We start from the raw sequence: 26,581 nt of genomic DNA, 5'->3' as shown, positions 1-26,581 counted from the left end.
CCGAGGTTTTTATGAAAGATATCAAGGTTCTGGGCACCGGTTGTGCAAAATGTAAATCGACAGTAGCTATCATCGAACAGGTGGCGAGTGCGAAAGGCGTCCCCGTAAAGCTGGAAAAAATCGAAGACATGCAACAGATCGTCAGCTACGGGGTAATGTCCACGCCCAGCGTCGTGATTGATGGAAAGGTGGTTCACTCAGGGGGCATCCCGACCCGTGACAAAGTCGAACAGTGGCTCAACGCTTAGATAGGCAGCCTCTGGACGTCCAGCCATACTCTGTGTTGAGAGGCCCAACTGTGCCCGCCTCAAAAAATTACAGGCTTCGGGCTAGGGACTCGGCCCGTCAAGTCTCAGAGCCCTAGGAGAAATAGCGATGCCTAAGTTGGTTATGCCCTTGTCCGACAATAACGCGGCGTTTCTTTCGGCGGCAGTCGCGGCGGCGGCTGTAGCAGGGGGGGCCTATAGAAAGCCTCAACAACCAGTGCTTTTGCATCAGCCTGGATAAAGATGCATCTGCGCGAGACTCTGGAGTCGACGCTCGGTGAGCCAGGTTTGCTTGAGCTTGTGCAGCAACGCTGCCCTCATCTATTCGCAGCCCATCCGGTCTTCATCGCACCGGCCCACTTGGATCGCATGGCGCAGGTAGTGCGCGCGGTCGAAGCAGTCGTTGCACTCCCGGCTTACCGATAGGAAGTGCAGGCTCACTCTCCTGCTATCGCACGACATTGAGGGTAAAGGCCAAGTAATTGCCGGTCACCAACAGGTGCTGGCGCACTTGCGGTGAAAGGGCTGACAACGCGTTCATGATCTCGCCCTGTTACCCGCCTGAGAAAGCTTCATGAGAAGTCTGAGGTCGAGACTTATGAGGTGCTCGCCAAGAGCGCCTGCAGTGACTTCAGGATCATCGTCGAGAAAACGATTGAGTACGTTTTGTTGGCAGATGTCGTGGGTTGGGGATTCCACGGCCATTCGGCCACCCATTCCACGCACATGCAGCGGCTCAGTACCTCATTAAACAGCCAACGAAACAGATCACTGTCCCGGAAACGGCCTTGGCGATTATTGGAAAAAGTAGAGTGATTGGGGACTTCATCTTCAAGGCTCAACCGACAGAACCAGCGGTACGCCAAGTTCAAATGAGCCTCTTCGCACAACCGGCGCTCTGAACGAATGCCGTAGCAATAGCCCACAACCAGCATGCGAATCATCAGTTCAGGATCAATCGAAGGACGCCCAATCGGGCTGTAGAAATCGGCGAGGTAATGGCGCAGGTCGCTCAGATCGAGACATCAATCAATGCTGCGTAGGAGGTGATTTGCTGGGATGTGATCTTCAAGGTTGAACGAGTAAAACAGTCGTTCTTGTCCACTCGACAATTGTCCCATCATGCTGCGAATCCTCCCGGCGGCCGATGACCATATTTTGCCGCAGGCCAAGCAGGCGATCTACTTTTTCAAAAAAATCGGCCAAAAGCAGGCGCTCGAAAGCGTCTAAGTGACCGAGGGCGATTCGAGTAGCCCGCCTCCGTGCGTGGGCGGTACACGTAGTGCGCACCCATCGCAATAAAGAGTTTGCTGACGACGCTGCTTATTGGCATACATCGCGGCATCGGCAGCAGCAAGCAGTTCACCCAAAGGCTTCAGCTCCTTTGGTAAACAACGAACAGCGCCGATGCTTAAGCCGACAGGATAACGGCAGCAGTCACTACCATTGAACTCATCGACCAGCGCTTGCACACGAGCAGAAAGAGTATCTGCCGACTCGTTCACGTCGGCAGCCAGGACTACAAACTCATCGCCGCCGAACCTAGCGACAACATCAGTAACTTTAAACGCTGTTTTGAGCACCTGCGCGGCAGCGATGATCGCCAAGTCGCCCGCCTCATGGCCGTGGACATCATTAAGCTTTTTCAGACCATCGAGATCAATAAAAAACAGCAAGCAGGATTGGTCATTACGGCGAGCTGAGTGCATTAGCTGGTCAGCCAAAAGAAAAAAACTGCGACGATTGTGCAAGCCGGTCAGTTCATCCGTCAGTGACAGTCGGCGCATGTCATCTTCGACCTTTTGTCGCTGCGATATTTCGCCCACTAGCGTCCCGTTCGCCATTTCTAGTGCACTGGTTCGCTCGACCACTCGCAATTCAAGCACAGCATTCAGGGCTGCCAATTCCGCCTGAACATTCCCTCTCGACTTATCGATCCGATGGAGATGCCTCGCAGTTCTCAGGATTACCGCAACGAGCGTGGCGATGCTCAGCGTCACCATCCACGCTAAGCTGAACCGGTTATCATAGTACCCCAGTTTTTCTCCGGCTAGCAGGGCGCCTCCGATGCTGAGAATTACTACGGGGATACTAGCCAGTAAGCTTCTCGCTACCTTGCCGCCGGCTGTATCGCTTGTCAGCAACTCGACGAATCCCGAGCGTTCCTGGATAACCAGCAGTCCAGTATTGAACAGGATCAGCGCAATAGCCGTATGGATGGCCATAGAGCTATAGATGCCCATGGTGTAGAGGGCACTGACGTTGAACAAATAACCGACAAGCGCCATCAGGCTTATAAATAGCGCTGACGACGCAAAAAATTGCGGCAGTAACGACCTTCCCTCAAGCAGCAAGCCAAAACCAGAAAGCAGAAAACAAAGTGCCGTCACGGGAGCCATTCGCCCCGGAAAAGTAACGGGTTGGCTATGTTGAAGCTCGAAAGGAAGCAGCAAATCAATCGCTAGATCAACCGACAGGACATACTCAACGAGGGTCAACCCACCAACAAGTATCACCAAAATAGCGCCAAGCTGTCTTATCAAGCTTCCGGCCTGGGAGGTTCTGAACGTAGCGCACCACAGCCCCCCTCCGAGGACAGTGAACATACTGGCGGTATTGACCATCATCGCAGTCCAGCCAGGAAACACCGCTCTGAGTACGGGCACATCAAGCAGCCAGCCAGCCAGCACACCTATGCCGACTATCATCACCGTGGAGGCAGCCAACCGGGCATAGGTTATGAGCTGTTGCAGCCTTTTTACCTGGCTGACTTCGGGCTCCGCACTCATCGTGTCTCCGGTAACGAGCAATTGAATGCCATTATTATGACATCGCGCATTCAGCCCTGCCAATGCGGTACAGTCCCTGCACTGCGTCGTTCCAGTCACTCAAGCAAGGACTGGCCTCAATTATCGCGATCCGACTTCTCTGTAGCACCTGTCACACATGACCGGTAGCAACCGGCCGAGGCTGTGTATAAACGTTTTAGAGCAAGTTTTACAGTTAGAATCGAAACGAAAGTCGAGTTCCTACGCAAATTTCAGGTCTGCTGACTAACCAAACACTGGCAGATTTTACGTAGCAACGCAGACCTAAAATTCGTGAATGAGTTTTCACACAGCCTGGGCCAGGAGCTGGCGGTGGTCGTTGCATTTTGCTTGTCGCCGGTGTTTGGCTAAGCTGAATAGACGGTAATCTGTGGATCTCTCAGCGCGGCTAACTCAGGCATGCCCATAAGCTTTCTGGCACCTCGGCTGGCGAGTGTATACAGCGTGTTTTTGCTTTCAAAACAGTAGCCGTTGACCAGGCGGAGTGAGCTGGACAACGCACGCTATATCGCCGCTTTCCTATCCGCTTTCCCTTACCGCCGCATATCTCGCAAATTGTCAGGGAAGTCTCCATCGCGTTATCCACCATTTCCCGGCAGACTTCGTCGCCACCACGATAATAAATCCGCAGCCCTCCCCACTTTTCTTTTACTCGTACGATTAGGATCACTGGAGCTTCGTGATGCGCATCCAGATAACCTTGAATCGTCTGACAAAGGTTGTTCAGTAGCGACCACCAGCCGGGCATAAATGCGATTTCACGTATGACCAGATCATCAAGAAGCAGGCGGTATCTCCCAGGCAAAACCGTCAGGAGATCATCGCCCATCGTCGACCCGAAATTCGCCGCCGCACTGCTGTGATAACGCGAATACTGCAGGTACCTCAGCAGATTTGCGCGATCCTCGCCCCCCAAGCACGTAGAGCATGTCATCAGATGCAAAAAAACAGTCTTCGTAGCGATACTGAAAGCCAGACAACACGCCTTGTGACAGATTCTCTGTGGCATTCGCGCTAACGACTTTGTTCGCATAAAGCAGCGTAGGCTGCAGTCCATTGGTCTTTACCAATCGTTCATGGCGGCCAGTCAACTTGACGTCGATAAGCATCCAGTTTCTGACGATGCAAACCACCTGGGCACCGAAGGTTTCGTGCGTGGCCTCCAATAGGTTTTCGTCTGAGAGCCTTGATCCGTACAATATGCGAGCTGGGCCGTAGAGAAGATCACCCAGTAATTCAATGTCCAAAAAAATCTGCCTTACCTAGTCAATAATGCGGGAGCACATTCTCGTGGCCCCTCGTGTTGCTCACGGTTTTAGTCTCAGCTAACGATTGCCAAGATCGCTTCAACGCTCGCCTTTTTCCGAAGGCCCGGGCCCATCAACAGATAGGTCGTATTTTTTGTTTTAAACAAGAAGCCTTGAGTGAATGAGCGCTGAAATGTGCTCCGCACCCAATCACCTGGTCGACGCTTGCCACCGCTGTGCAGAACAACATCCGAGGCATAGAGCACGTAAGGCGATAATCCATCTGTTGCTAGCGAGACCTTATAATCTTCGGAGACATCAACTTCGATGATGCTCCAGGCTCGAACCAAGCAATATGGGCGACCAGTAAAGCTCATAATCGCCTCGGCCTCGGCTTCGACCTGCCCCATATCAAAGCCCTCAACAGGCTCGCCGCTGCGATCGAACAGAGCTGCGACTTCCTGCAAAATATCAGTCATACGAATGCTCCCGAGGGATCAGGTACTTCAGTCAATCTATAGTCTGATCGGAACCCATTTCTGCGTAACGGGATTGCCTACTCGTCGAGGCTCATGGGCGTCGCTCTCCGGTACCAAAAATTCATACCTGCTACTTTCCTGGTCATCACAGAGCGGGTCAGTGCAACTGGCCCGTGAAACGAAGGCCAGATTCGTCATGAGCCCAGCTGCAAATGACATAAAGACTGTTGAGCGTCTCAACAAGGACATACCCTTTCACCACGGCTTGGCTCAGGACGCTCGACGTGTGGATACCCTTGCCGTTCTCAAACCTGCCGAACAAATCTCCGAATATGATGCCAATTGCGTAGTTTCTCTCAAAAGCCGCGCAGCATAGATACCCTGTGATTAGAGTCCCAAAATCAACCTTTAGGGCTTCCGTCACGACGCTCGGAATTCCAACAGGATCATCTGCATTTGTGATTACACGACTGGCAAGCAGCCTCCTTCTGTTTTTCATCATCAATGCACTTTATGAAATGGGCCTAATGCGCCGTTTTGGTGATACCAGTGAGCAACAACATAGAGGCCGCCACCCTCCACTTGGACGATGAGATAACCATCGCGGTAATACCGTTTCACTATTGGGGGCGTATGCGCAGGAAGACCCTCAGGAAATCGCTTACGACGATCGCAAAACATCAACCCCGTCATCTGCGGTGGGCGTTCCAATGCACAAGCGAGGAATCCCGCAACCTCCTCGTCGGGGATTGCTTCCCGAGCTTGTTGAATGACTCTTGGAAGCCGAAAAAATTGGAGGTCGGCGAGCGTCGCTCCGAAGGTTTTTATCCAGTAACTGGCATACGAAGGATCGTTCCTATCCCGCACCGAGAAGCTCATCAGAGCTCAACCTCGAAATCAGCGCGAAAGCCAGTCTCCTCACCTGGATAACCTCTCGAATTCGAGATCACCCTGCATCCCGCGAGTTCTATATCGACTCCGCGATGCGTGTGCCCAAAAATCCAAAGATCGGCCTTCTCAATCAGCTCAGGCCAGCTATTGGCATACGCCGCAGACAGATGTCCGTCCTGCTTATCGCCCACAACGTAGGGTGTTGGGGCGTGATGCGTGATGACCACGGTTTTTCCTTCAAATGGCTTGCTTAGCTCTTGGGTCAACCATTCTCGCGCCACTCTATTTCTTCTTACGACATCATCCGGCCTAAGGCGGCGGTACGAAGCATCAGCCCTGATAACTCGAAAATCGTTCATCCACTCCCAGGCCATTCGGGTTGCTGCCACGACATCACCAGACGATGTAAAGTCAGTCCAGGCTGTGGTGCCAAGGAATCGAATTTGCTGCCAAACAAAAACTTCGTTTTCTAGGACGTGGACATGAGGTGCGGCTGCGTCTTTCATTTTTTTCAGCGTTTCTTCGATATGGCCTTTGTAATATTCATGGTTGCCCGCGACATAAATCACTGGGCAGGAAAAGGCTCCGTTTGCCCACGTCACGCCCCTGGCGTGGATGTCGATATCTCCCGCCAGAATGACAATGCCCGCTTCTTTTTTGGGCTGTTCGAACTGGGAAAACTCAAGATGGAGGTCTGAGTAAATCTGGATTTTCATTACGCCACGCAAACTCGATTTAGCGGGATATAGGACAGTTTCGTAAGGAGAACCGGACAGCCGAAATAGATCGACTAAACCCGGTGGCTTCTCGATTTACATATATATTGATAGATATCTAATTCCTTAAAGGGCAACAAATGGCGACCCACATGGGTTCGGCCAATCCATCGATGTTCGCCGTCGTGGGCTACCGAGCTATGCGCTCGGCGGCGCAATCGTTGCCGTAGAATGACTATAAGCATTTGTGCGCAACGATGCAATCGCGGCATACCGTTTTGTTTTACAGGAACGCCTAAAATGTCGCTTCGTAACGCCTTTGCAGCAGCGCTGCAATTCCTGCGGGCTAACCAGCGATTAACTCAACTCGACATCTCCAAGCAGACTGACCCGTCCCACGTGAGCAGATTGGAGTCCGCACAAAGGTCTGTTTCTCTTGAGAAAAGTAAGGAGCTCGCCCAAGCACTGAATATGGAGCCCCTTTCTCTCTTAGCGGTTGTGTATGCATCTGAGAGTGGACAGTCGGCGCGTTCTGTTCTACAGCGTGCTCACGATGACCTTGAATCGCTTGGCTTGTTGGATTCCGTAATCCCGGCCCAGCCGAGCAAGACGGATCATCCGCGAATAGTTGAGTCAGCTGATTTGAAGCAAAAGATCGTCAAGCTTTTGGAGGAAGGGAATTCTCAGGCGCAGGTCGCCCGGATACTTGGTGTGGCTAAGTCGACGGTTACCAGGCGAATGCAAAAGAACGAAGATAGCTGACACTTACGCGCGGCCGGCTTCATAGCGGTCTTTTGGGGCGCGGCCTTTGGTGATGTTTGCCGAGCAGGAAGACGAGGTTTGTCAGAAGAGATTTCCACGTCCCCTCTTCACTCAATCGGACGTGTTAGACCTTTCGGCACATCGGCATGTGAGCCGACAAGTAGTCGACAAGCGCTCTAGTTTGAGTGGGTAGAAAACTGCGATTGGGATAGAGCAGCCACGCGGTGCCTTCGAAGTCCGTTGGGATGATTGAGCAGTCAGCCAACAACTCGACTATACGGCTGCTCACCAGTAGCCACCGAATCTAGGTAACCAGCGTTGAAGTTGGAGCCTTCAGCTGTGTGATTTGCCAGGACTGATCATCCTGGGCACCTTCAAATAGGTCGTCGTGGATTTTCTTGCTGGGGGGACGGATGGGCTTGGGCTTCGAGGGGTTAGCACCGCAAGATTTCAGCTCTTGCGCCATCCACTCCCCGGCCACGTCAAACTCGCGCATCACCGTCTCGAATTCCTCAAGCGTGAGCGTATGTTCGCGCTTCATGTTCCGTCATGCCTCCCGCTCGATGGCTCAACACGTTCCACGTTTGCCTACAGCCGCAGACCAACGAGTTCATTGGTCAAACGACGTATCTCGTCTGCTGCATGCGAGCTGGAAGCGATATCGAGGACAGAGTCAAAATACGAATAGCCCTCCAGGAACGGCTGCTCATGATTGTACTTGTCAATCACGATCTCGTGCGCGTTCGTCAAATGGGTCATAAGACGAGTCAAGGGTAGAGCCGTGATGTCGCTGAGAATACGCTCGCGAAAATTGCTGGAGGCGAGCCTCGCAGCCTCAAGTTCCTCGGCCGTGTCTGGCGGGAGATCCAGATCTCCAAAGTACTCCTCCAACTCTCGGCTTCTACCCCCAACATCGTTGCGCGTGACCAACCCAAAGCAGCTTGGTGTACGACGCCCTCCTTTGCTTTTTTGCAATCGCAGATTTAGCCGCTGGGCGCTGTCTACCGATTGAAGACAAGAACTATCGATGATGATCGCAACCAGGTCTGAGTGAGCGCGAATCAGATCTACCTTGAGATTGAGGTCAAGCAGGACATAGTCGTAATCGGCTCTCATGTCTTTGAACATCTTGGATGATCCAATCCGCTCGACCATCGAACCAAGTGTCCCACCCGTCTCGAACTCAAGCCCGCTACGATCCATCGGGGATCCATGATCCACGACGTGTCGCAGCCGTTTGGCGAAGGTTTCTCGTTCGGCCAGCGAAAAGAACACATCTGGGTAGCCAAAAAAGTCGACGTTTGCAGTCAGGGAGCCGGCTCTCGGGCGCACCCCGTCAGAGATACCATCCTCATAGCAACAATCGTGGGTGATGACTGCCACCCTGTTTCCTCGCTCAACCAGGCATGCAGCGACGTCTACGGTGATGGGGGACTTACCAACGCCCCCCTTCAGAGAGGTGATACTCAGCACGCGGGCTGCGTGCGAGGCCCTTAGCATCTTGGCGGTGTCCGCCGTCATCGGGATACCCGACCGGTCATAGAAATTTCGAACAACGCTTTTGCTAGGTGTGCGTTGCCCTTGCTCGTAAGACCTCCAGGTTCGCTCGCTCACTCCGGCGCACTCTGCGGCCCTGAACCTGGACATTGAATGCGCGATTCGGGAATTCATAAGGGCCGCGGCAAATGGGGACATAGCAATTCTCCTTGTCTGTTCAACCAGCGTAAGGGTTTGCAAAATCAGATAACAGCTGGCACAGAGTGCCGCTGGACTCTGCGCCCGAGGGCAACTGACATCCAGCTCGCCCCAACGGGTTTAGCAGAAGCAGATCGCTTGGTGCAACTGGGCATGCACCTCAGCAGGGTGTCAATATCCAAACAGGGCGTTGGTCGCGCGCAAATGAATCAAGAGGTGAGAGACTCCAATACTCTTTTGCGAATGGCGTCAAACGCTTCCGGATCAGGCAATGGCATCTCAACCACCTCCCCAAAACTGCCAGGCAATAGACCCAGTGTTCTGGACGTTAAGATTCATGTAACTTTAGGGTATTGTTCCCTTAGCCCCGGATTTGTCACCGTACACCATCGCAGCGTAGCGCTGCCCTACCCTTGCCGCATCGTAGAGATAGGTATCGATTGTCACGCCCCAATCCATACATAGGAGTGCAAAGCCCAAGGCTTAACCCAGGCGCAGAGGTCTCAGAATCTTGAGGTGAACAAAATGACAGTCAGCAGATATTGGCGCGAGTCTGAGTGAGCCTTTCGCTGCTGCGGATCACTGGGGCCCCTACCGCTAAGTGATCTTCTCCGTGCAGTGATGTCTGGCCACGTCTGCGGCCCTACCCCTTCCTAACCGTCCAGCGATAGGTCGAAAGGGTGCTGTAGGTCAGGAATGAGCAGCAGGTCGAGGACTGATCGGTTCTAACGCAGCCATTTCTCGACAACAGCTGCGCCATGTAATGCTTTCCATTGCTTCAAGACTTTATGATTAGCTCCGCGAGTCTGTACCACTTCGCCCGTGTGAGGGTTGAGGTAGTTCTTCAGCGGGCGGGGCTTTCTTTTCTTAGGAGCTGGCTTCAATTGCGCTCCTGAGCCATCGGGAAGTTCCTCAACTCCAAGACTAGGGTCGAGAAGCAGGACTATATCCTTGGGAGCAAACTGATACTTATCAGCAAGTGAATCGAGGCGAGTCAAGAAATCAAATGCTTTGATCACTTCAGGATCATTAACGAGTGGCATAGCTGTAGAGCATTCATTCGCAAGTCGATCATTAACCTCAAGCAGCTCAATCAACTTGTCCATGGCATTCTCATTCTCGGCAATACAGGCTGTCAGTTAGATCAGGCATAAGAACTTTCCCTTGCTTGGGATCGCTCATTTTTTGATACCTTTCTTTGAACGGGCTCTGCAATATCAACCGGTTTGTTTTCGGACGTTCCACTCGGGATAAGATCAAGCAATGGATTTACCCCGCGCTGTGCGAACTTGTCGCGAGCACAGAGCAATTTGACCACTTGAGGCGTGGTATAACCAAACTCGACCATGAGTGCCTTGAGCTGGGCGTGAAACTCGATGTCCAGCAGATAGTCAGGCTGATCCTTCTTCTTGGAAAGGGCGACCAGCATCGTGGCCAGCTGATGCTCTGCCAGCCGCAATTCGACTAGGGTATGTGACCTGCTCATGCCATCCACCAATTCGCGCTGAGTGAGCTATGTGCATTGAGTGTAGCCGATGCACCCTCTGGAATAAACCAATACTGACGGCTTACCACAAGGCTGAAAGACCTGTCCCCGACGGCTGCAACGTCAGTATTTTGGCTATTCGCAAAGGTGTTCATAAGCATCGTGATCATTAGTATTCCTAGGGAAACAAACGACTGACGAGATTGAACGAGGATGGAGCCTTCGTAAAAACCGAACATCCAGCCAGGGTAATGATGGCACCCTGCTGAGGCTTGATCGGCGTACATCTCAATATAGACCTAAACCGTTTCTATGATCAATGTAGGCGAAAACCAGTCATTATGGTCAGCAAGGCCTCTAGTACGAGGCTTAGCGTATGACTGTGTGTTTGGGATGCTGGAGGAATGACCTAAGATTCGCTGCTTTATGGGCCAGGCTGGCTTCATCCCCTGGGTTACGCGATGCATCAGCTTTGCGATTACCCATAGACTGCAGGCTGATAGTTTTCTTGGAAATCGATCGGCAAACGCGCCTTGCCCTGCCACCGAATTTGATTCGATCGTATGAGCCTTCGGCATTTGCATATTTGGTCATCATGGTCTACGCCCATCGTGGGCCTGAGCCATGTTCTAGATGTAGTTAGCGGCTAAGTGAATATTATTAACGGAAGAGTCGATTCCTGGCCTATACATGCCATCCGATTTAATCAGCAATCCTGGAGTCACTGCAATGTGCAGACCTCTTTCAAACCAATGTTGAAAACCAACTACTTCGCAGATACAAGATCAGAACGCATCGATTATAAAGACGGCCATGGTATTAAATACAAGTAATTAAATAGCAGCCCGAGCCTTCACCCTTAATGTCAGGACGAAACATTTTGTCAGCGCCCATTTTCCTGGCCTACCTATGATTATCATGCTTCTTGCTACCTACTGGCGCCAACTGGTAAAGACACGACTAAGAAGCTCGGATATCGGAACAAATTTTTCCAGCAAGCCTTTCTACAACCTGAGCAGGCACAGTATTCTTCACCCCTGCGCGCAGCGACACGGACAGGGATAGCTAGAGCCGTCAGCCAAAAATTTGCTGCGTGTCTTCGAAAAGACAGCTTGATCAGATAAGGAAAGCGAGCAATGAAGCTGTGCAGTCTGCGGATATCCAATTTCCAGTCGTTTGGCCCTGTACCGACTCCGATCACGTTCGAAGACATAACCTACCTCTTGGGCCCGAATGGCGCGGGCAAAACCGCTGTCCTCCAAGCACTCTGCAGGCTGTTTGCATTTGAGCCAGGGTTGCGTCGTGTCCGGCCTTCTGACTTTCACGTTCCTATTGGCCTGAGCAATGCTGAGGGTGGCAGCACGTTGTGGCTGGAGGCCGAGTTCTCCTTCCCAGAGACAGCTGACGATGAGGACAACGACACGGTTGCTCCGCATTTCGATCACATGCGCCTCCAGGCTGCGGGCGATGTGCCGCGGGTGCGTTACCGCCTCACAGCCACCGTCGATGACGAAGGTGACGTCGAAGAGACGCTTGTTTACGTCACCCAGGCGGATGCCTATGGAAACCCAACCGTCAGCTCCATCGTCCCCAAGCATCAGCGCAACCAGATCCACCTTCACTACATCCCGGCCCGACGTGATCCGTCCGACCATATCGCCTACGGGGCGACCGCATTGCTCGGACGGTTGCTGCGCGCAACGCAGTGGGGTGGCGATCGCAATACGGTCAAGGACTTGACCGACCAGATTACCAACTGCCTGGCAGGGAACGCCTCCGTCAAAGCGCTCGGCCAAAGCTTGAACGCTTCATGGAAAGGCCTCCACAAAGGAGCGTTCTTCGCCGAGCCTAAGCTCACCTTCGTGAATTCGGACATCGAGATGCTGCTGCGGCACATGTCGGTTTCATTCACGCCGGGGCATGGGGTGAATGAGGTGGATTTTTCCAGGCTAAGTGACGGGCAAAAATCGATGCTCTACCTATCGCTGGTTTTAGCAGCCCACTCGATCAACCGTGATGTGAAATCAGGTAAAAACACGGCCATTGATCCAGCGAAACTGAAACCACCCGCCTTCACCATCTTGGCCATGGAGGAGCCCGAGAACAGCCTGTCACCTCATTATCTGGGCAGGATCGTTAACGTCCTGAAAGGATCGATCGGTATCGATGCACAGGCGCTGATCGCGACACACGCGCCTTCGATGCTGCGCCGGGTGGATCCCGAAAACATCCGCTACCTAAGACTCGGCTCAAACCGGTGCTCCCTGGTCAGCGGCATCACGCTGCCATCCAAGGAAGATGTAGCCCATAAATTCGTCCGAGAGGCCGTCCAGGCCTTTCCTGAGATCTATTTCTCCCGGCTAGTAGTGTTGGGTGAAGGCGACAGCGAGGAGATCGTTCTTCCAAGAATTCTCCAAGCCAAAGGGGCGCCGGTTGACGAATCGGCGGTGACCATCGCGCCCTTGGGTGGCCGTCACGTAAACCACTTCTGGCGGCTGCTTTCCCAATTGGGCACCCCATACATCACGTTGCTAGACCTTGATCTGGCCAGACACAACGGAGGCTGGGGACGGCTGAAATACGTCAATGACCAGCTGGCGCTTTTTGAGCCTTCCAAGGTTTTGCCCTATACCATCCCGGCCTGGGACAGCCCTGAGTTTCAAGTCAGAATCCACAACGGCGTCTCGTCCACGTCCCCAGAAACCCTCTTCGACCTCCTTGAGCAGCGGGGCGTGTTCTTCTCGGCGCCACTGGATCTCGACTTCGCCATGCTCACCGCCTTCCCTCTCGCATTCAAGGCACTGCCTGCCGCGTCCACGCCAGAAAGCCAGAAGGCTGTTCTCGGAAAAAGCCATCAAGGCGCCGATCAATACAGCCCTCAAGAGCAAGCGTGGTTTGATGCCTACCACCACCTCTTCAAACTTGGCAGCAAACCTGCTGCTCACCTCACGGCTCTGTCGAGCCTCTCTGACGCAGACCTGCTCGCCGGCCTCCCTCCCTCACTGGATCGACTCGCAAACGCAGTCATCGCAGCGCTTGAGGAGTCACCCGAGTGATTCACCCTGACCGTTGGACGCCTTCGCCAGGCCTCACTCTGGAAGCGAACGCGTGGCACGCCATCAAGGACACCGAGCGCTCGCTCGTCCTTCTGGCGGGGCCTGGCGCTGGCAAGACGGAGATATTGGCTCAGCGTGCGGACTTTCTGCTGCGCACAGGCAGTTGCCGGTATCCCAAACGAATCCTGGCAATATCGTTCAAGTCCGACTCGAGCCGCAATCTCAAAGACCGGGTCAGCCTGCGATGCGGATGGGAGCAAGCGACACGCTTCGACAGCTTCACGTTTCACTCCTTTGCCAATCGGATTGTCAATCGCTTTCGTGTTTTATTGACCGGTGCCGACGCTCTGAAACCAGACTACTCGATTGGCAAGACGGCCATTCCCGGCGAGCAGATCACCTTCATGCACCTGCTTCCCATGGCGCTCAAAATTCTGCGTATGAGCAAGATCGCCAGAAACACCATCCGTCAAACCTATGCGCACGTATTTCTCGACGAGTTCCAGGATTGCACCTCTGATCAATACCAGTTGATCAAGCTTCTATTTGAAGGAACACCGACACTCCTGACAGCCGTGGGTGACACCAAGCAGACCATCATGGGTTGGGCCGGCGCCCTGGATGGCATATTCAAGCTTTACGCCGATGACTTCGCCGCCCGGCCATTGCGGCTTTACCGCAATTTTCGATCCAAGCCGCGTCTACTGCGCATGCAGAACAGCGTAATCCGGGACATCGATCCTTCAGCCCTCATGCCCGACGAAATGATCGAGGGAGACGAAGGTGTGATCCGTGCGGGGAATTTTTCCTCGAGCACCGCTGAAGCCGTGTCCCTGGCGAACCTCATCCAGAAATGGATTGAACTCGAAGAGTTGCGACCATCCGAAATCGCCGTACTTTTCCGCGGTGAAATCGATCTGTATGGCGAAGAACTGATGGAGCAGCTGACGCTTCGGAACATACCATTTCGCAATGAGAATACCCTTCAGGACTTGCTCAAAGAACCTGCTGCCAGGCTGATGATCGACTACCTGACCTGCCTCTATACGCGAGGCGCCAATAAGGCATGGTCGCGCCTGATGGATCTCTTCGCCCCGTTCGACGAAGAGGGCAACAGCGACAGGACTCACAAGTCGTTCGAGCTTTGCTACAAACAACATCAAAAGCAGGTGAAGGCGGCAGCGAAGACAACGGCTCCTTACGCCGATTGGTGGGAGCTCGCCAGGGCGTTCTTCGACACCTTGGGGCATGCCGTCATGACGACCCTTTCTTCAGACTACGAAACCAAGCGACGGCTGAAGGAGATCATTCGCGATACCCGTGACCACATCACCGCCCTTCTGCAGACAGAACCCGACCTGCCACGGGCTCTTGCCCGGTTCTCCGACGACAACGCTGTCCGCTTCTTATCCATGCATAAAAGCAAAGGGTTGGAGTTCCATTCAGTGATTATCTCCGGAGTCGAGCAGCAAACCTTCCGCGGCAAAATCGGAGAAGAGCGACAGGTTTTCTTCGTCGCAGTCTCTCGAGCGAAGGATCGTCTCATCATTACCACTGCGAATCAGAGGCCACGCCCCGCGGGAATATTAGCGAACAAAAGATGGGATGTGGCTAGACAGCCGCATGTAGCCTTCGTCACGTACGTCACCGAGCATCTGTCCCACAAATAGCCGCAGTGATGTGAAGCTGGTGCGGATGACGCAGGATTCTGGGGTCTGAACTCAGCATCCAGATATGCTCCGGTAAGGCCGATGGTTCGAATCCGAGCCTTTGTCCAGGCGCCGCAGAGAATTCACGTGAATGCGCAACGACTGTAAATCCGCGAGCAAGCTACGGCGCGTCCTTTGCCCTGAGCAGCCGAACAAACACCCATGAGATCGCCTGAAACTCTTCGGGGGCCAGAGATTCATTCGCTTCCTTCAGTATCTCGGCCAACCCTGCCTCCAGATAATTTCGGGTGGTTGCCGCCGCAACCTGCAGCCTGGTAGTAGGAAACACGGCAATTTCGGATCGGGTGATCTGGTTTATAAGCTTGCCCTCCTCCTGCGTGATCAACCCGTAAGCGATCCCCATCAACCAGTACGCCACAGCGAGATCCCGCGGGCTCGCGGTGTCGATCGATACCTGGGGCGATGTGATCTTTTCAGTAACGCTGATACTGGGGTACCTGAAAGTCGAAGCACGGAAATACGCCCGCGCAATCCCTGGACTCAACTGTTTGTACACGGGTTGATGCAGCCATAAGCTCATCAGAAATTGTAAGCCCCTGCCCGCTTGACTATTCCCGGCTTCATCGCAGAAGGCACGTTGATACCAAAGCTGAACCCGCTGGGTCAGCAGTAACAGCTTCCTGTTATTCGCTATCACTGTATGAGGTGGCGCCCTGCGCAGGGCAAAATCGACGTCCAACCGAGACAACGGGCTATCCAGATACTCTTGGAAGCCTTGCCATCCCCGATCACGTAAATCCTTGGGCCGCTCAATGAGCCTTGAAAGGAGCACGGGACGATCATGAAGCACGCACACAGATGCGCCGCGCATCCGCCATGACTTACGCCAGATGGGCGACTGACGGGCGCTGATGTCGTTCTGGAAACACAGCCGGCAATACTTATCGCCTAGGCCAAGCGGTACAGTGTTTGATTCGACCATCCGAAACTGAGCAAGGATCTGGGGCCGTTGAGTGCGGCTGAACAGATCCAGAAATGCGGATGATTTGTATAGCAGGTCTAAATCGCCTTTCACGCTGGAGTCTCGAGCTGCCAGACGCAGGATTTCCGTCTCGAAAGTCGAATCGACGTAGTGTTGGTGGTACATCCGGCTCAACCAGGAGGACAGTGATTCATCGCCTATTGGCTTCAGTAGCCCTGAAAATGCACGCATGGTTGAGCCCACTACACACTGGTCGCGGGTGGCAGGTCGCCAATCCCGTCGTCGAAATCTGCGTCGCGTTCGTTCTCGGCGAGCAGTTGCTGGTAGACCTTGCTCTGCAATGCACGAACGATGGCCCCACGCTGCAGATATAGCCACTGGATGATCCGGACTGTGAGACCTATCCGCCCATGTGATTGGCGATATACCTGGGGGATGTCGAGCGCCATGAGGAAGTCTTGGCCTAACGAATAAGCCTGGCAGACACTTCCTACAAAGGCGTCGTAGTCCTGGCCAAGCTTCATTGGTTGCAGCACCTTCAGCTCACTAGGGATGCCCGCATCCATGAGTCTGGCATGGTGGAACTCCACCGCATCCGTGAGTCCACTCAGTATGACCAAGGGTGGGCGTCGCAGGCGGGTGATGCCTACAAGTGTCGCCATGTTGGGGTCGACGCCCCGCCATTCAACATCTTTGTATTTCTGCACATCCTCCATAAACAGTGCATCGTACTGCCGCAACTCCAGAATGCCGGCGCACAGGGTCGATAAACCATCGAAGCACCGTATGGAACTCGCTGTACCGACACCCAGGCAATGGAGCAATTTGGCGTGCAAGTACTTGTTTCCGGGAAAGGGGGCGTCATCCAACATCAGCACTCGCCTTCCATGCTTGCGTGCTCGGGCGGCTACCCTTTGCATCAATGTTGTCGCCCCAGCCCCCGACAGCCCGGTGATGCAGATGGCTCGGGGCATTGTTCCTGGATGCTCTGTGATCGCATCCAGACAATCTCGCAAGACTGAATCATTGCTTGGAGTCGCAATCCACGGGGATGTGTCCACAACAGGTCTAATAGCTCGCATTCGCTATCAACTCGTGGCCAAGTTAGTGCGCGCGTTCTGGATCAATAGCGCCTGAGGATCGGCAATTCCACGAAGCCTGTCCGCGGCGGTTTTGATGCTCACGACATCGATGTATTCCTCCCCCGAAACAACGGCGTAACGACACGCCTCCTTCAAAATGTCGACCATGGTTCTCAGTGAGCTCTTTTTGCTCCGAGCACGGAATTTATTACCATGCAGTGTCTCTGCTCCAGCATGAGCAGGCGACGCCAAGCTGTACAGTTTGTCGCGAAAAATGGTTGATGACACCTCGGAAGGACGCTGCAAAGGCATGTAGCACATGAAGGCCGCGATAAAGGATGCGAGTAGGTTGTCATTTTCCCACTCTGGCAGCTCGGTCGTGCGATGCCCATAACGTGACTGAATCTGATCATCAATCTCCAGCATATCCCTGAGCTCCTTGATACCGCACAGAATCACATTCAATCCCCAGTCCTGGCTGGAGAAGCCTTTCAACGCCTCAAACATATTGTGCAGGCGCTGGCTCGTCATCCGCCGATCAAGACCGTGGGCTTCGTCGAAAATGACTGCACGGATGTTGAGCCTTCGCACAGCCTGCTGGGCTTCTGCATAGTCCTTGGCACTGAAGGTGTACGCCCGTCCGCGGACAATCATCCCCAGTTCCTGCAAGAACCTTTTTTCCAGATCGACGCCCTTCTTGCGGTTGGACAGATCGATGTACATCACCTTTCCCGCCCAACCTCCACCGTCTGAAAAGCTCTCCTCGCTCCACCGTTGAGCAAGCCTGCTTTTACCGACGCCAGGAGCACCGACTACGGCCATTCCGGGATTCGCCTTAACCCTCGGTAACGAAACCAGAAGCTTGGCGCATTCAGTCAGCGCTATACCGTAGGGGTGCTTTACCCACACATCTCGATAGCACAAGAGCGCGCGCTCGTCCGGAGGCAGCAGTAGATACTCGCGGGTCTTTTTAGTTAGATGATCGTTCATATGTCTTCATCCAACTCCGTGATGATAATGGGCATGGGCGTGGTTGATTTCGTATCACTGGGTTCATTCGGCTCCTGGGTAGGCCCGAAGTGGCCCATTCCTTCGATCTGCGCGACATCCTCTTGCGCTCTTAGGATGGCCCTGCCCTGCTTCTTGCCCTCTGCCTTGACGCAGTCAAGTTGTTCCTGGGCACTTAGGCGTTTGTCATCAGGGTCTCGGTCTAGACGTCGTGATTTCAGAATTAGTTTTTGCTCAGCCAAAGTGATTGGCTGAGTCTGCTTGTTGACCAGCCAGAGTGGATGCCAATGATCACCATAGAGCCCCCATATCCTGTGAAGATTATTAGGGTCAATTTTGATCATGATCTTCTCGCCCACCATCTTGGTAAACGGGCCAAACTTATAAACTAAACCGCGAGTGACAACTCCATTGCGCGCTACGGTCACTTCACGCCCTTCAAGAATATCAATAACAAAGCGACTTGGATCTGAAACTATTGGCGGCGAAATGATCACTCCGTTGTGCAGACCATACTTACGTTCGAAACGTTGGTTCGGCGATAACCCATCGGCGCCTTTTCGGTTATTGAACTTACATACCCAAGCTATTATGATACTGGTGAAAGATTCAAGGGTATACACCCCTTTTTCGTGAGGTCTATAACCAGGGCCTTTCTTAGTTGCCGATGCCGTCCCACCATCCAAAGTTTGCGCCAGTCTGCGATTCAATATACCTAAACCACGTTCAACTCCGCCCCCGATGGAGGGCGCAGTCGTAGGATGTGCTTTATATTTTCCTGATCACACGCAACCTTGAAGCTCAAGGCCATCAAATCAGATCCATGATCTACGACATATTGCTTTGGCTTACCATATAATGGCCAATGAAGATGAGACATGCCGTACTTTGCCAATAGCGCTGTCTTCGGACATAAGGCCATATGTAAGGCTGCAGATATGCTGGCGCGCTTGGGGGCACCGTACAACAGCGCAAACCCCATAATTCCTTGAGTATCTCGATCACGAACAACCGTGAGAGTAGCCCTGCCCAAAGCTGCACCACTGACTGAATCAATCCCATGGCAGTCAAAGGGCGTGTGGTCAATATCATGGATTCTTCCGGGATAGAATTCTTCCACAGTGGGCGTTGGAAAATGACCGAACTTTGCTTGTGCTGCTTCAGGCCCATCAGTTGACTTAAGCCGCTCTCTCTCCGACAGCTCACGCCAGCGTCTCCAAACAGTCGTACGACTGGGTGGACGTTTATTAATTCTTTTGCACTGAAGCTCGATCTCATCTAGCGCTTCTGCGTCGTTGGCTCCATACCCCCGGTGTCAGGCTAGTTGTCGCCTGAGCTGATTTATCAAAACGATAGATCGGGGGCGCCAAAGAGAGCTGTAATGTCGAGCTATTCACCTGAGCGTAAAGCGGCCCTTATCAACAAATTGCTGCCGCCTCAAAACATGTCCGTGGCCGAGTTGTCGCGTCAAGAAGGCATCTCTCAAGCCACCCTGTATGCTTGGCGAACCAAGCTCAAAGCAGGAGGCGCAGTGGTGCCCGGAGATAAAAGCAGTGCCGATAACTGGTCGGCTGAAGCCAAGTTCGCAGCGGTGTTGCACACGGCCACGTTGAGCGAGATCGAGCTTAGCGAATACTGTCGCAGCAAGGGTTTGTACCCCGAGCAAATCGGCGCTTGGCGACAGGCCTGCATCAGTGGCCAGCTAACAGCCCAGGCACAGCGCCAGGCCGAGCGAGAACAGGCGCGCGCCGACAAAAAACGCATCGCCGAGTTGGAGCGTGAACTGCGGCGCAAGGACAAGGCGCTCGCAGAAACCGCCGCGATTCTGGTGCTGCGAAAAAAGATGAATGCCTTCTGGGGAAACGACAGCGAGGACGTCTGACCTCGCTGCCAGAACGGCAACAACTCGTTGAACGTTTTAACCAAGCCGTTGCTTCTGGTGCACGCAAAACTATTGCCAGCGCGGAGATCGGGCTGTCGCTGCGCAGCCTGCAACGCTGGGCGCTGACGCCTGTGATGCAGGCCGACGTGCGCACCACCACGTCACGTCCGCGACCACTTAATGCCCTGAGTGAACAGGAGCGTTGCGCTATTTTAGAGGTCTGCAACAGTCCGCCATTCGTCAGCCTGCCGCCCAGCCAGATCGTCCCGATACTGGCCGATCAAGGTCGTTATCTGGCCTCAGAGGCAACCTTTTACCGCGTCCTGAAGGAAGCTGATCAGCAGCACCGACGTGGCCGCAGCCATGCACCGCACAAGCATGCTGCGCCGACAACTCACAGCGCAACCACAGCCAATAAGGTCTGGTCTTGGGACATCACCTACTTGCCATCGCCAGTGCGTGGGAAGTACTACTATCTGTATTTGATCGAGGACATCTACAGCCGAAAGGCCGTGGGCTGGGAAGTTTACGAGCAAGAAAGTGGCGAGCTGGCGGCCGAACTGATGCAGCGCACCGTGCTCACCGAACGCTGCGCCGGACGGCCCCTAGTGCTGCACTCGGACAACGGTGCACCGATGAAATCGGTGACGTTGCTGAGCAAACTGTACGAACTCGGCATCACCCCGTCACGCGGACGACCACGGGTGAGTAACGATAATCCCTACTCAGAATCGCTGTTTAGAACCCTGAAATATTGCCCGCAATGGCCTCCTGGTGGTTTTGCAGATTTGGACGCGGCACGCAGCTGGGTGCGCGATTTTATCCGCTGGTACAACCACCAACACCGCCACAGCCGCATCCGCTTCGTGACCCCGGCGCAGCGTCATCGAGGAGATGATCAAGAGATCTTGGCCAAGCGTCATGCCCTGTATCAGCAAGCTCGTAATCAACATCCACATCGCTGGTCAGGTGCGACACGCAATTGGCAGCCCATCGGCGCGGTCACACTCAATCCGGAAAGGGAGTTACCGACACTGAAAATAGCCGCATAAAACACAGCTGACGCGACAACTACCTTGCAAAACGCCGCATAGCCCACACGATGAGTCTTAAACACTGCAGATATTATCGCATCCACTTCCGGGTCGATGCGCTTTTCCCCTAGGCGTCGGCCGTCACGACCCGCTATCTGCGCCCGCCAGTCAGGGTTATAGCGGAAGACGCGTTTGATCTTGTGAAAGATCGTCGGGCCGACCTTCAATTCCGCCATGGCCTGGTTCTTGGAAATCGGATCAACCTTCGCGCAGTGCCTGCGCATTATATCGGTTCGCCGTTGGGCCTCGATTTCAGCCTCGCTATCAACCTCAGTGACAGGCACTGGCTCATAGTCTCCCAGGCCTGCTGGGAAATGCTCATGGTGTTCGGCCAACGCTGCGGTGGTCGCCTTGTCAAAATGGCTATCAATTTTTATGACGTTTTTGTGAGAGACCGTGCGAAATGTCTCTGAACCAATTTTTGACTTGAGCCTGAAAGTGTTACTTGTGAGGTCGTAGGTGATCACTTCGTAAATCGATAGCGCGGCTATAACCTCTTCAGCGGCCATTGGGTCACCGAGGTCTGGATTGCCCTCGCCCTGCTCAGAATCCTGGCCTTCGTCTAGTACAAACTCCCCAGGCAAACTTGTGGTTTTCGAGTTGATGGCTTCACCGGCTTCATCGACCGTCACCAGATCGCCGATATGCACAGGGGCGTTCACGGCTCCATCCCCTCGATGTCAAACATCAGTCCACGCGGAGTGGGGATTGCAGTTTGGTCAGGGTTGCCCTGTGAGAGAAACGACGTAATTTCACGGATCCGACGTAGCACCAGGGATTTCGTAGGTGCGCTCACCCCTGCTGTTGCGCAATAGATCTGGATTAGCCGGCATAGGTCGACCTTGGTGCCCAAGACTTCGATCTGGCCTGTCTCATTAGAAATCAAGTTCGATGCCACCATTTCGGTGATGACACCTTCCCTGATGAAGTCTTCCTCATGTGGGAGGATCTGGGATGACGATGGTGGTTGGGGGTGTGGCTGTTTTGTTGGTTGGGCCTGTTGAAGCGGTTGTGTTTGTTGGGGCCTTTTGGGCTTAGGCGGCGCGATGGTTGAGCCTAACCGGCCAGTGCTCCGGCTCGAACGACAACCCATCCCCGCGGTATGAATTCCTAACTCGTGGCAAGAAATGTAGGCGTATGCGGCTGCCACCAAATCCTCTTTCCCATCTAGGACATCGTGATTCCCCTTCGGAGTGTCTGCCACGATCAAGGCGCGCAGTTGCTCGACCCCTTGCAGCGCAGGGATCACCGAAACATCTTTCTCTTTGGCAGTCCTGACTACGCCATTACTCCACTTGAGGATTCTGACGCGAGTGCCCGCTGACTCCTTGCCGGTGATCAAGCAGAGCTCAGGATTGTCTCCGTGCGTGACGAATGCGCCGACATAGGTCATGGAAGCCTACCTCAAGTGAGCAATAACACTTAAGGTTTAGCAGCATTTTAAGGGAGCGCCACTTGAAATTTCGCAGGATTGTAAGCTATTGTTTTTGCAATAAATTCAGATATTTGTGTTTCACAAACCTGTGAAATTTTCATTTTGAAAAATCGGTGGTTTGTGAAATTTTGAGGGGTGGTTTTAAGGGAAACAATGGGTTGGGAGGACTGCGGAGGTTATTGGAAACAGACAGCAGCCTAAAGCACTGATTCGACAAATCAGCCTCTGACGTCCACTCTCTCAACGGGTCATGTCCTTCGTGTTCATGGCGCGTTATTGAATGAGGTGGCTGCCGATGAAGCTGATTCAATGCCGTTTCTCTTCAGGTCAGCGTGTACCGCTGCTCGTGCAGACTGGAGATGCGGCGCCGTTGCCTATGCTTATCCCGTTCATCTACGTTCAACTCAAGCTCAGGTACCGCGCTTACAACACTACTGCGGCACATCTACGCGCGATCCAGGCTTTCTATATCTATGCCAAAAGCCGTGACCTCAATATTGATGACGCCATCTTGGCCTACCACTTCGAGTCGATTCTGGCTTTACTGGACGGTTACGCCATCTGGCTCCAAAGCGGCCGTCACGCCAATAATCTGGTCGCCCGAATCGGCACAGCTGCGACGGTACCTTTTCCGTACATCGATCCGCGTACTCGTGACCATTCCTTGGCTGGACGCTTCAGGGTGATCCGATCAAAAATGGTATTTTTCAAAACGTCGCTTGAAGGCCTCTTCCGAGCCCTCCATGATGTCCAAAATCGCTGTGGCGGTAGGCTTTCTATCCATTCCGCCTTGGGCCAGCACGCACCCTTTTCCACCCTCGGACTTAAGCGCATAGACGAACTCGCTGTCGGCGTTCACCGGAAGGTTCGCGTTGTGGGTCGCTAGGATGATTTGACGTTGTACTTTCGACTGCCTCAGCAGCGGAACCAGATCTTTATAAATGAAGCTCGCATCTACCTCGTCCTCTGGTTGGTCGATGACGATAGGCCCGTCGCCTTTGACAAGTAGCATGTTCAGAATGGCTGTATTCCTCTGCCCCTCAGAAAGCTGATTGCCTTCAATGCTACCGATGAAAGTACCATCGGGGCGATACAGCTCAATATCGATCAAATCCGGTACACGCTTGAGCCGAAGCGCCCGCCATTTCTCGACAATAGTCTCTGTGAACTCTGGCAACTCTTTCTTGAACTGCAGAAGAATTTCAGGGAGCTTGGAGGTATCATCCAAGAGCTCAGTGATGTGCTCCCAAGGGCTGCTCTTTTTGGAGCATGAACAGGTCAAGAAGCTATTCCAGAAAGCATCACCAATCCTGTCCCACTCTCGCCCTATACGCGAGCGTCTGTCTGGTTCAAGAGCCATCCAAAATTCATCAAATTTGGTTTTGTACCCCATCGGGGTGATAAAAACCTTGACTGATTTACCCGTTTTCCCCGTGATATTGTCTGCAGCCTGCTGACGAAGTTTGTGTTGCTCTCTCCAAATTTCGAACAGCTTTTGTAGGGAGGCATCCAGCGCCTGATGGGTTCCTTCCAGCGCCTCGCATTGCCGCTTTTTATCATCCAGGCTTTTCTGCTTGGCCAGTTTGGTACGGTCCAGCTCTTGCAAACGGCTGACGTCTTGCGGCTGCACCCCCTTATCTTCACAGGCTGCGAGGAAGACGGTCTGTGCTGTGTCCAAGTCTGCAGAAACCGCCTGCCATTGCTCGTTTTGCTTAAAAAGCCGGGCCGATTCACTGAGCATCTCTCTGACTAGACTCTCAAGTTTTGATCGAAAGGCAGCCCTGCTAGCGTTGACTTCAGCTGCATGTGTGGTGAACCAGGCCGAATGTGGCCAAGCGTCGGTGATCATTACGGATGGATCGTCAGGAGCGGCCATACTTTCCAGAGCGCGCTCTACAGCCTTCACATCATCCGCGAAACGGTCGGAAAGCACCTTGTAGTAACGTTTGGCGCGCTGAGAGTTTTGATAAGCGGCTGCTTCACCTTGAACATCCTGGCGTGCCTGCCACTGTCGCTCCAACTCCACAAGCTCTTGCTTCAGAGTAGTGATCTCGGCCTCGATCGCAACTATCTGATCCTTTGCGGCGAACAGTCGGCTGATATCGGCTGCAACCGTTCGCTCCTCGCCATGAAGCTTTTCAAGTTCCGCGGCGCAAGCCTCATCAATCAACTCAAGAAGCTGAGGCTGGCCACCTGGGGCAGTAAGATCACTCAACTGCTGTTGACTATAGAATTGGACAGGAAGATGGCGCAGATAAGCCGACAGATCATGTGCTTCCCCCACCGCTAGGCTGAGTCCTTCAGCAGACGTGAACCGTATCGTATCGGGCTGCCCAACAATCCCCTCCCATCGCACCTCTATTTCAGTTTCGGGTGTGAAGGTCTCTTTTGCACGTTTTGCCTTCAACTGCACCTTTGCTGAAAGAGCGTCGCTGGTTTCGCGGGCAAACATGATCCGTAACAGTTCCAGGATGGTCGACTTACCCGTTCCGCGAGCGCCGATCATTGCGTTGAGATTGTGGGAGAACGTTATCGTTTGATCCTCAAGAAAACGCAGCCCTTTAACACTCATGGACACGATCCGAGGGTACGTTTCGCGATCACTGGGCCTGATCTTCTCCAGGCTTATACGGGACGCGGAATCGAGGAAAGCCTGTTTGAGCGCAGCAATCGAGGGCGTCGAACACTTCACCCAGGTTGAGCGATAGCCGAGGGAGTTCGGGCGAGGGTTGCCATCCTTGTCTGTCTTCAGCGATTTGGCATCCGATGACTGCACGTAGGCCGGCTGCTTCCCACCTCGAGACCACTCTCTGTTCTTCCCCAGCAAAATGTCGGCAATCCGTGGACTCATTGGGTACTGAGTCACCTCCAGCGCCAAGAGGTCAGTCAATTGGTAGTCTGCGCGGTTGCTTGAGCGCTGCAGCAGACCATCTTCCTGGTCGGCATGAGCGGCAATGACGATACCGCCATGAATATCCTGAACAACGCGCAAAAGCTTTGCGAGGCTGATGGTCGCGTCCTCCCTTCTCAACGGTGTCGATTCTCCTTTCTCGAAACGCCTACTTTCGGGTAGTCCCAGCTGTATTAGCACCTTGTTAACGTGCTCGAGATCGCCCGCCTTTCCGGTAGGCTCGAACAGGCACAGAACGTGATAGCCGATATCGACCTCGAACCCCGGCATGATATGGATACGCTCGCGACCTAGCTCTTTGGCGACCGACTTATTCTGTTCAAGTAAATGAGTCAGGAACCAGTCTCTAGGATCAGTCAGCGCTGAGAAATTGTGATCGGTGATGCCAATGAGCTGGAGTCCCAGTTCATGGCAGCGTTTCAGGAAAACTCGAGCTTTGTTCTGTATATCCAACTCGCAAGCTACGTTGCCCGTCTTCGGCCGCCGCGGATTACCAAGTCGCAGCTCAGGGTCCGCCCAATTCTTGCTGTCCTCCGGCGTCTGCACTTGGAAATCTGCCTTGACCCAACGCATTCCTTGGTATTCGCTCACTACGTATCCTTTGTCTGTAAAAAACGATGAAATTGAAGCATCGGCGACGTTGAGCGTGGCGTCATGTGCACTGCGGCGCAGCTTCCCTCTGCAATGACTCGCGTGTGCCGAGCTATACAACGCATTGTGCGCGCTGCTATCAGAGCGACGAACTGGATGATGCTGTGATCCATTCAGAAAAAACATCAGCCTTAGCAGAGTGCAACATACCTGAGAAACCTCTGCCTCGATGAAAGATTAGGTAGATGCACGGGCACACTAATTTCGGTTGTAACCGTGCAGCCGAGTCACCACTACAAGGGGCACCGGACAACGATAGGCCTCGATCTTCCTGGCCGTAGCTGATTCTACGAGACTGTCCAAGAAGACTATCATCGCTTGGTCGCTCGCCTGGACACCGACCGCCTGCGCAAACTGCGCTATTGGCTGAAAATGGCGCGTGGGTTTCAGAGGGCCTGCCCCTCTGAACATAGACTGGTGATCCTGCTTGTGGAGATCAA

The 26,581-nt window shown here is 53.6% G+C and carries 21 protein-coding genes and 1 pseudogene; 5 read left to right on the top strand and 17 right to left on the bottom strand.

The features are described from left to right. Window positions 1-11 precede the first annotated feature (11 nt). Window positions 12-248 carry a thioredoxin family protein gene (locus RGU44_RS06495; RefSeq protein WP_322216263.1) on the top strand — a complete coding sequence of 79 codons (237 nt, stop codon included), beginning with the start codon at window positions 12-14 and terminating at the stop codon, window positions 246-248. A gap of 743 nt (window positions 249-991) precedes the next feature. On the opposite strand, the pseudogene RGU44_RS06490 reads toward RGU44_RS06495, so the two are convergent. The 6 genes and pseudogenes from RGU44_RS06490 to RGU44_RS06465 form a co-directional block, all read right to left on the bottom strand. After that, a pseudogene (locus RGU44_RS06490) lies at window positions 992-1,390 on the bottom strand (transposase); the annotation flags it as partial. Window positions 1,391-1,492: 102 nt separating this feature from the next. Then, window positions 1,493-3,055, bottom strand: a complete 1,563-nt coding sequence (locus tag RGU44_RS06485; protein WP_322216261.1) for a GGDEF domain-containing protein — start codon at window positions 3,053-3,055, stop codon at window positions 1,493-1,495. A gap of 857 nt (window positions 3,056-3,912) precedes the next feature. Further along, window positions 3,913-4,341: a DUF6957 family protein gene (locus RGU44_RS06480; RefSeq protein WP_322216259.1), complete on the bottom strand. Its 429-nt coding sequence runs from the start codon at window positions 4,339-4,341 to the stop codon at window positions 3,913-3,915. 74 nt (window positions 4,342-4,415) lie between these two features. Next, window positions 4,416-4,820 carry a DUF6957 family protein gene (locus RGU44_RS06475; RefSeq protein WP_322216258.1) on the bottom strand — a complete coding sequence of 135 codons (405 nt, stop codon included), beginning with the start codon at window positions 4,818-4,820 and terminating at the stop codon, window positions 4,416-4,418. Window positions 4,821-5,321: 501 nt separating this feature from the next. Next, window positions 5,322-5,699 (bottom strand): hypothetical protein, encoded by a 378-nt coding sequence (locus tag RGU44_RS06470; RefSeq protein ID WP_322216255.1) that lies wholly within the window; start codon window positions 5,697-5,699, stop codon window positions 5,322-5,324. Beyond that, on the bottom strand, window positions 5,699-6,427 hold the full coding sequence (locus tag RGU44_RS06465; protein WP_322216253.1) for a metallophosphoesterase: 729 nt from the start codon (window positions 6,425-6,427) through the stop codon (window positions 5,699-5,701). Before RGU44_RS06465 ends, RGU44_RS06470 begins: the two co-directional genes overlap by 1 nt. 300 nt (window positions 6,428-6,727) lie before the next feature. Between RGU44_RS06465 and RGU44_RS06460 the strand changes: the two genes are divergently transcribed. Continuing rightward, on the top strand, window positions 6,728-7,189 hold the full coding sequence (locus RGU44_RS06460; protein WP_322216251.1) for a helix-turn-helix domain-containing protein: 462 nt from the start codon (window positions 6,728-6,730) through the stop codon (window positions 7,187-7,189). Between the two features lie 304 nt (window positions 7,190-7,493). Here RGU44_RS06460 and RGU44_RS06455 read toward each other — a convergent pair whose 3' ends face one another. The 4 genes from RGU44_RS06455 to RGU44_RS06440 all read right to left on the bottom strand — a co-directional run bounded on the left by RGU44_RS06455 (window position 7,494) and on the right by RGU44_RS06440 (window position 10,370). After that, the gene (locus RGU44_RS06455; protein WP_322216248.1) at window positions 7,494-7,730 is read right to left on the bottom strand and encodes a hypothetical protein; all 237 of its coding nucleotides are present in this window, start codon (window positions 7,728-7,730) and stop codon (window positions 7,494-7,496) included. Between the two features lie 47 nt (window positions 7,731-7,777). Beyond that, window positions 7,778-8,689, bottom strand: coding sequence for a ParA family protein (locus RGU44_RS06450; protein ID WP_322217777.1), 912 nt, complete (start codon window positions 8,687-8,689; stop codon window positions 7,778-7,780). A gap of 920 nt (window positions 8,690-9,609) precedes the next feature. Then, window positions 9,610-9,990 carry a histone-like nucleoid-structuring protein, MvaT/MvaU family gene (locus RGU44_RS06445; RefSeq protein ID WP_322216247.1) on the bottom strand — a complete coding sequence of 127 codons (381 nt, stop codon included), beginning with the start codon at window positions 9,988-9,990 and terminating at the stop codon, window positions 9,610-9,612. A gap of 38 nt (window positions 9,991-10,028) precedes the next feature. Further along, window positions 10,029-10,370 (bottom strand): hypothetical protein, encoded by a 342-nt coding sequence (locus tag RGU44_RS06440; RefSeq protein WP_322216245.1) that lies wholly within the window; start codon window positions 10,368-10,370, stop codon window positions 10,029-10,031. A 1,136-nt stretch (window positions 10,371-11,506) separates the two neighbouring features. Between RGU44_RS06440 and RGU44_RS06435 the strand changes: the two genes are divergently transcribed. Then, entirely contained in the window at window positions 11,507-13,426 is a 1,920-nt protein-coding gene (locus RGU44_RS06435; RefSeq protein ID WP_322216243.1) for an ATP-dependent nuclease, read from the top strand. After that, window positions 13,423-15,096: an ATP-dependent helicase gene (locus RGU44_RS06430; RefSeq protein WP_322216241.1), complete on the top strand. Its 1,674-nt coding sequence runs from the start codon at window positions 13,423-13,425 to the stop codon at window positions 15,094-15,096. Before RGU44_RS06435 ends, RGU44_RS06430 begins: the two co-directional genes overlap by 4 nt. 160 nt (window positions 15,097-15,256) lie before the next feature. On the opposite strand, the gene RGU44_RS06425 is transcribed toward RGU44_RS06430, so the two are convergent. The 4 genes from RGU44_RS06425 to RGU44_RS06410 form a co-directional block, all read right to left on the bottom strand. Beyond that, the gene (locus tag RGU44_RS06425; protein WP_322216240.1) at window positions 15,257-16,309 is read right to left on the bottom strand and encodes a TniQ family protein; all 1,053 of its coding nucleotides are present in this window, start codon (window positions 16,307-16,309) and stop codon (window positions 15,257-15,259) included. Between the two features lie 11 nt (window positions 16,310-16,320). Then, the gene (locus RGU44_RS06420; protein ID WP_322217774.1) at window positions 16,321-16,950 is read right to left on the bottom strand and encodes a hypothetical protein; all 630 of its coding nucleotides are present in this window, start codon (window positions 16,948-16,950) and stop codon (window positions 16,321-16,323) included. Window positions 16,951-17,166: 216 nt separating this feature from the next. Next, a complete protein-coding gene (locus RGU44_RS06415; protein ID WP_322216238.1) occupies window positions 17,167-18,150 on the bottom strand; it encodes a TniB family NTP-binding protein in 984 nt (327 codons plus the stop codon). Then, a complete protein-coding gene (locus tag RGU44_RS06410) occupies window positions 18,147-18,878 on the bottom strand; it encodes a Mu transposase C-terminal domain-containing protein (RefSeq protein ID WP_322216236.1) in 732 nt (243 codons plus the stop codon). The genes RGU44_RS06415 and RGU44_RS06410 overlap by 4 nt, the downstream gene beginning before the upstream one ends. A gap of 671 nt (window positions 18,879-19,549) precedes the next feature. Between RGU44_RS06410 and RGU44_RS06405 the strand changes: the two genes are divergently transcribed. Continuing rightward, window positions 19,550-21,102, top strand: a protein-coding gene (locus tag RGU44_RS06405; RefSeq protein WP_250690811.1) for an IS3-like element ISPpu4 family transposase whose coding sequence is annotated in 2 segments (ribosomal slippage) — window positions 19,550-20,012 and window positions 20,012-21,102 — 1,554 coding nt in all. Because the reading frame shifts where the segments join, the coding sequence is not laid out codon by codon here. Here RGU44_RS06405 and RGU44_RS06400 read toward each other — a convergent pair. The 3 genes from RGU44_RS06400 to RGU44_RS06390 all read right to left on the bottom strand — a co-directional run bounded on the left by RGU44_RS06400 (window position 20,997) and on the right by RGU44_RS06390 (window position 26,081). After that, a complete protein-coding gene (locus tag RGU44_RS06400) occupies window positions 20,997-21,806 on the bottom strand; it encodes a hypothetical protein (protein WP_322216234.1) in 810 nt (269 codons plus the stop codon). The two genes, RGU44_RS06405 and RGU44_RS06400, sit on opposite strands and share 106 nt — an antisense overlap. Continuing rightward, window positions 21,803-22,537, bottom strand: a complete 735-nt coding sequence (locus RGU44_RS06395; RefSeq protein WP_322216233.1) for a hypothetical protein — start codon at window positions 22,535-22,537, stop codon at window positions 21,803-21,805. The genes RGU44_RS06400 and RGU44_RS06395 overlap by 4 nt, the downstream gene beginning before the upstream one ends. A gap of 733 nt (window positions 22,538-23,270) precedes the next feature. Then, on the bottom strand, window positions 23,271-26,081 hold the full coding sequence (locus RGU44_RS06390; protein ID WP_322216231.1) for a TrlF family AAA-like ATPase: 2,811 nt from the start codon (window positions 26,079-26,081) through the stop codon (window positions 23,271-23,273). Window positions 26,082-26,581 lie beyond the last annotated feature (500 nt).

Source organism: Pseudomonas sp. 5C2 (assembly GCF_034314155.1).
Classification (GTDB): Bacteria; Pseudomonadota; Gammaproteobacteria; order Pseudomonadales; family Pseudomonadaceae; genus Aquipseudomonas.
This window is presented reverse-complemented; position numbering and strand designations above follow the sequence as displayed.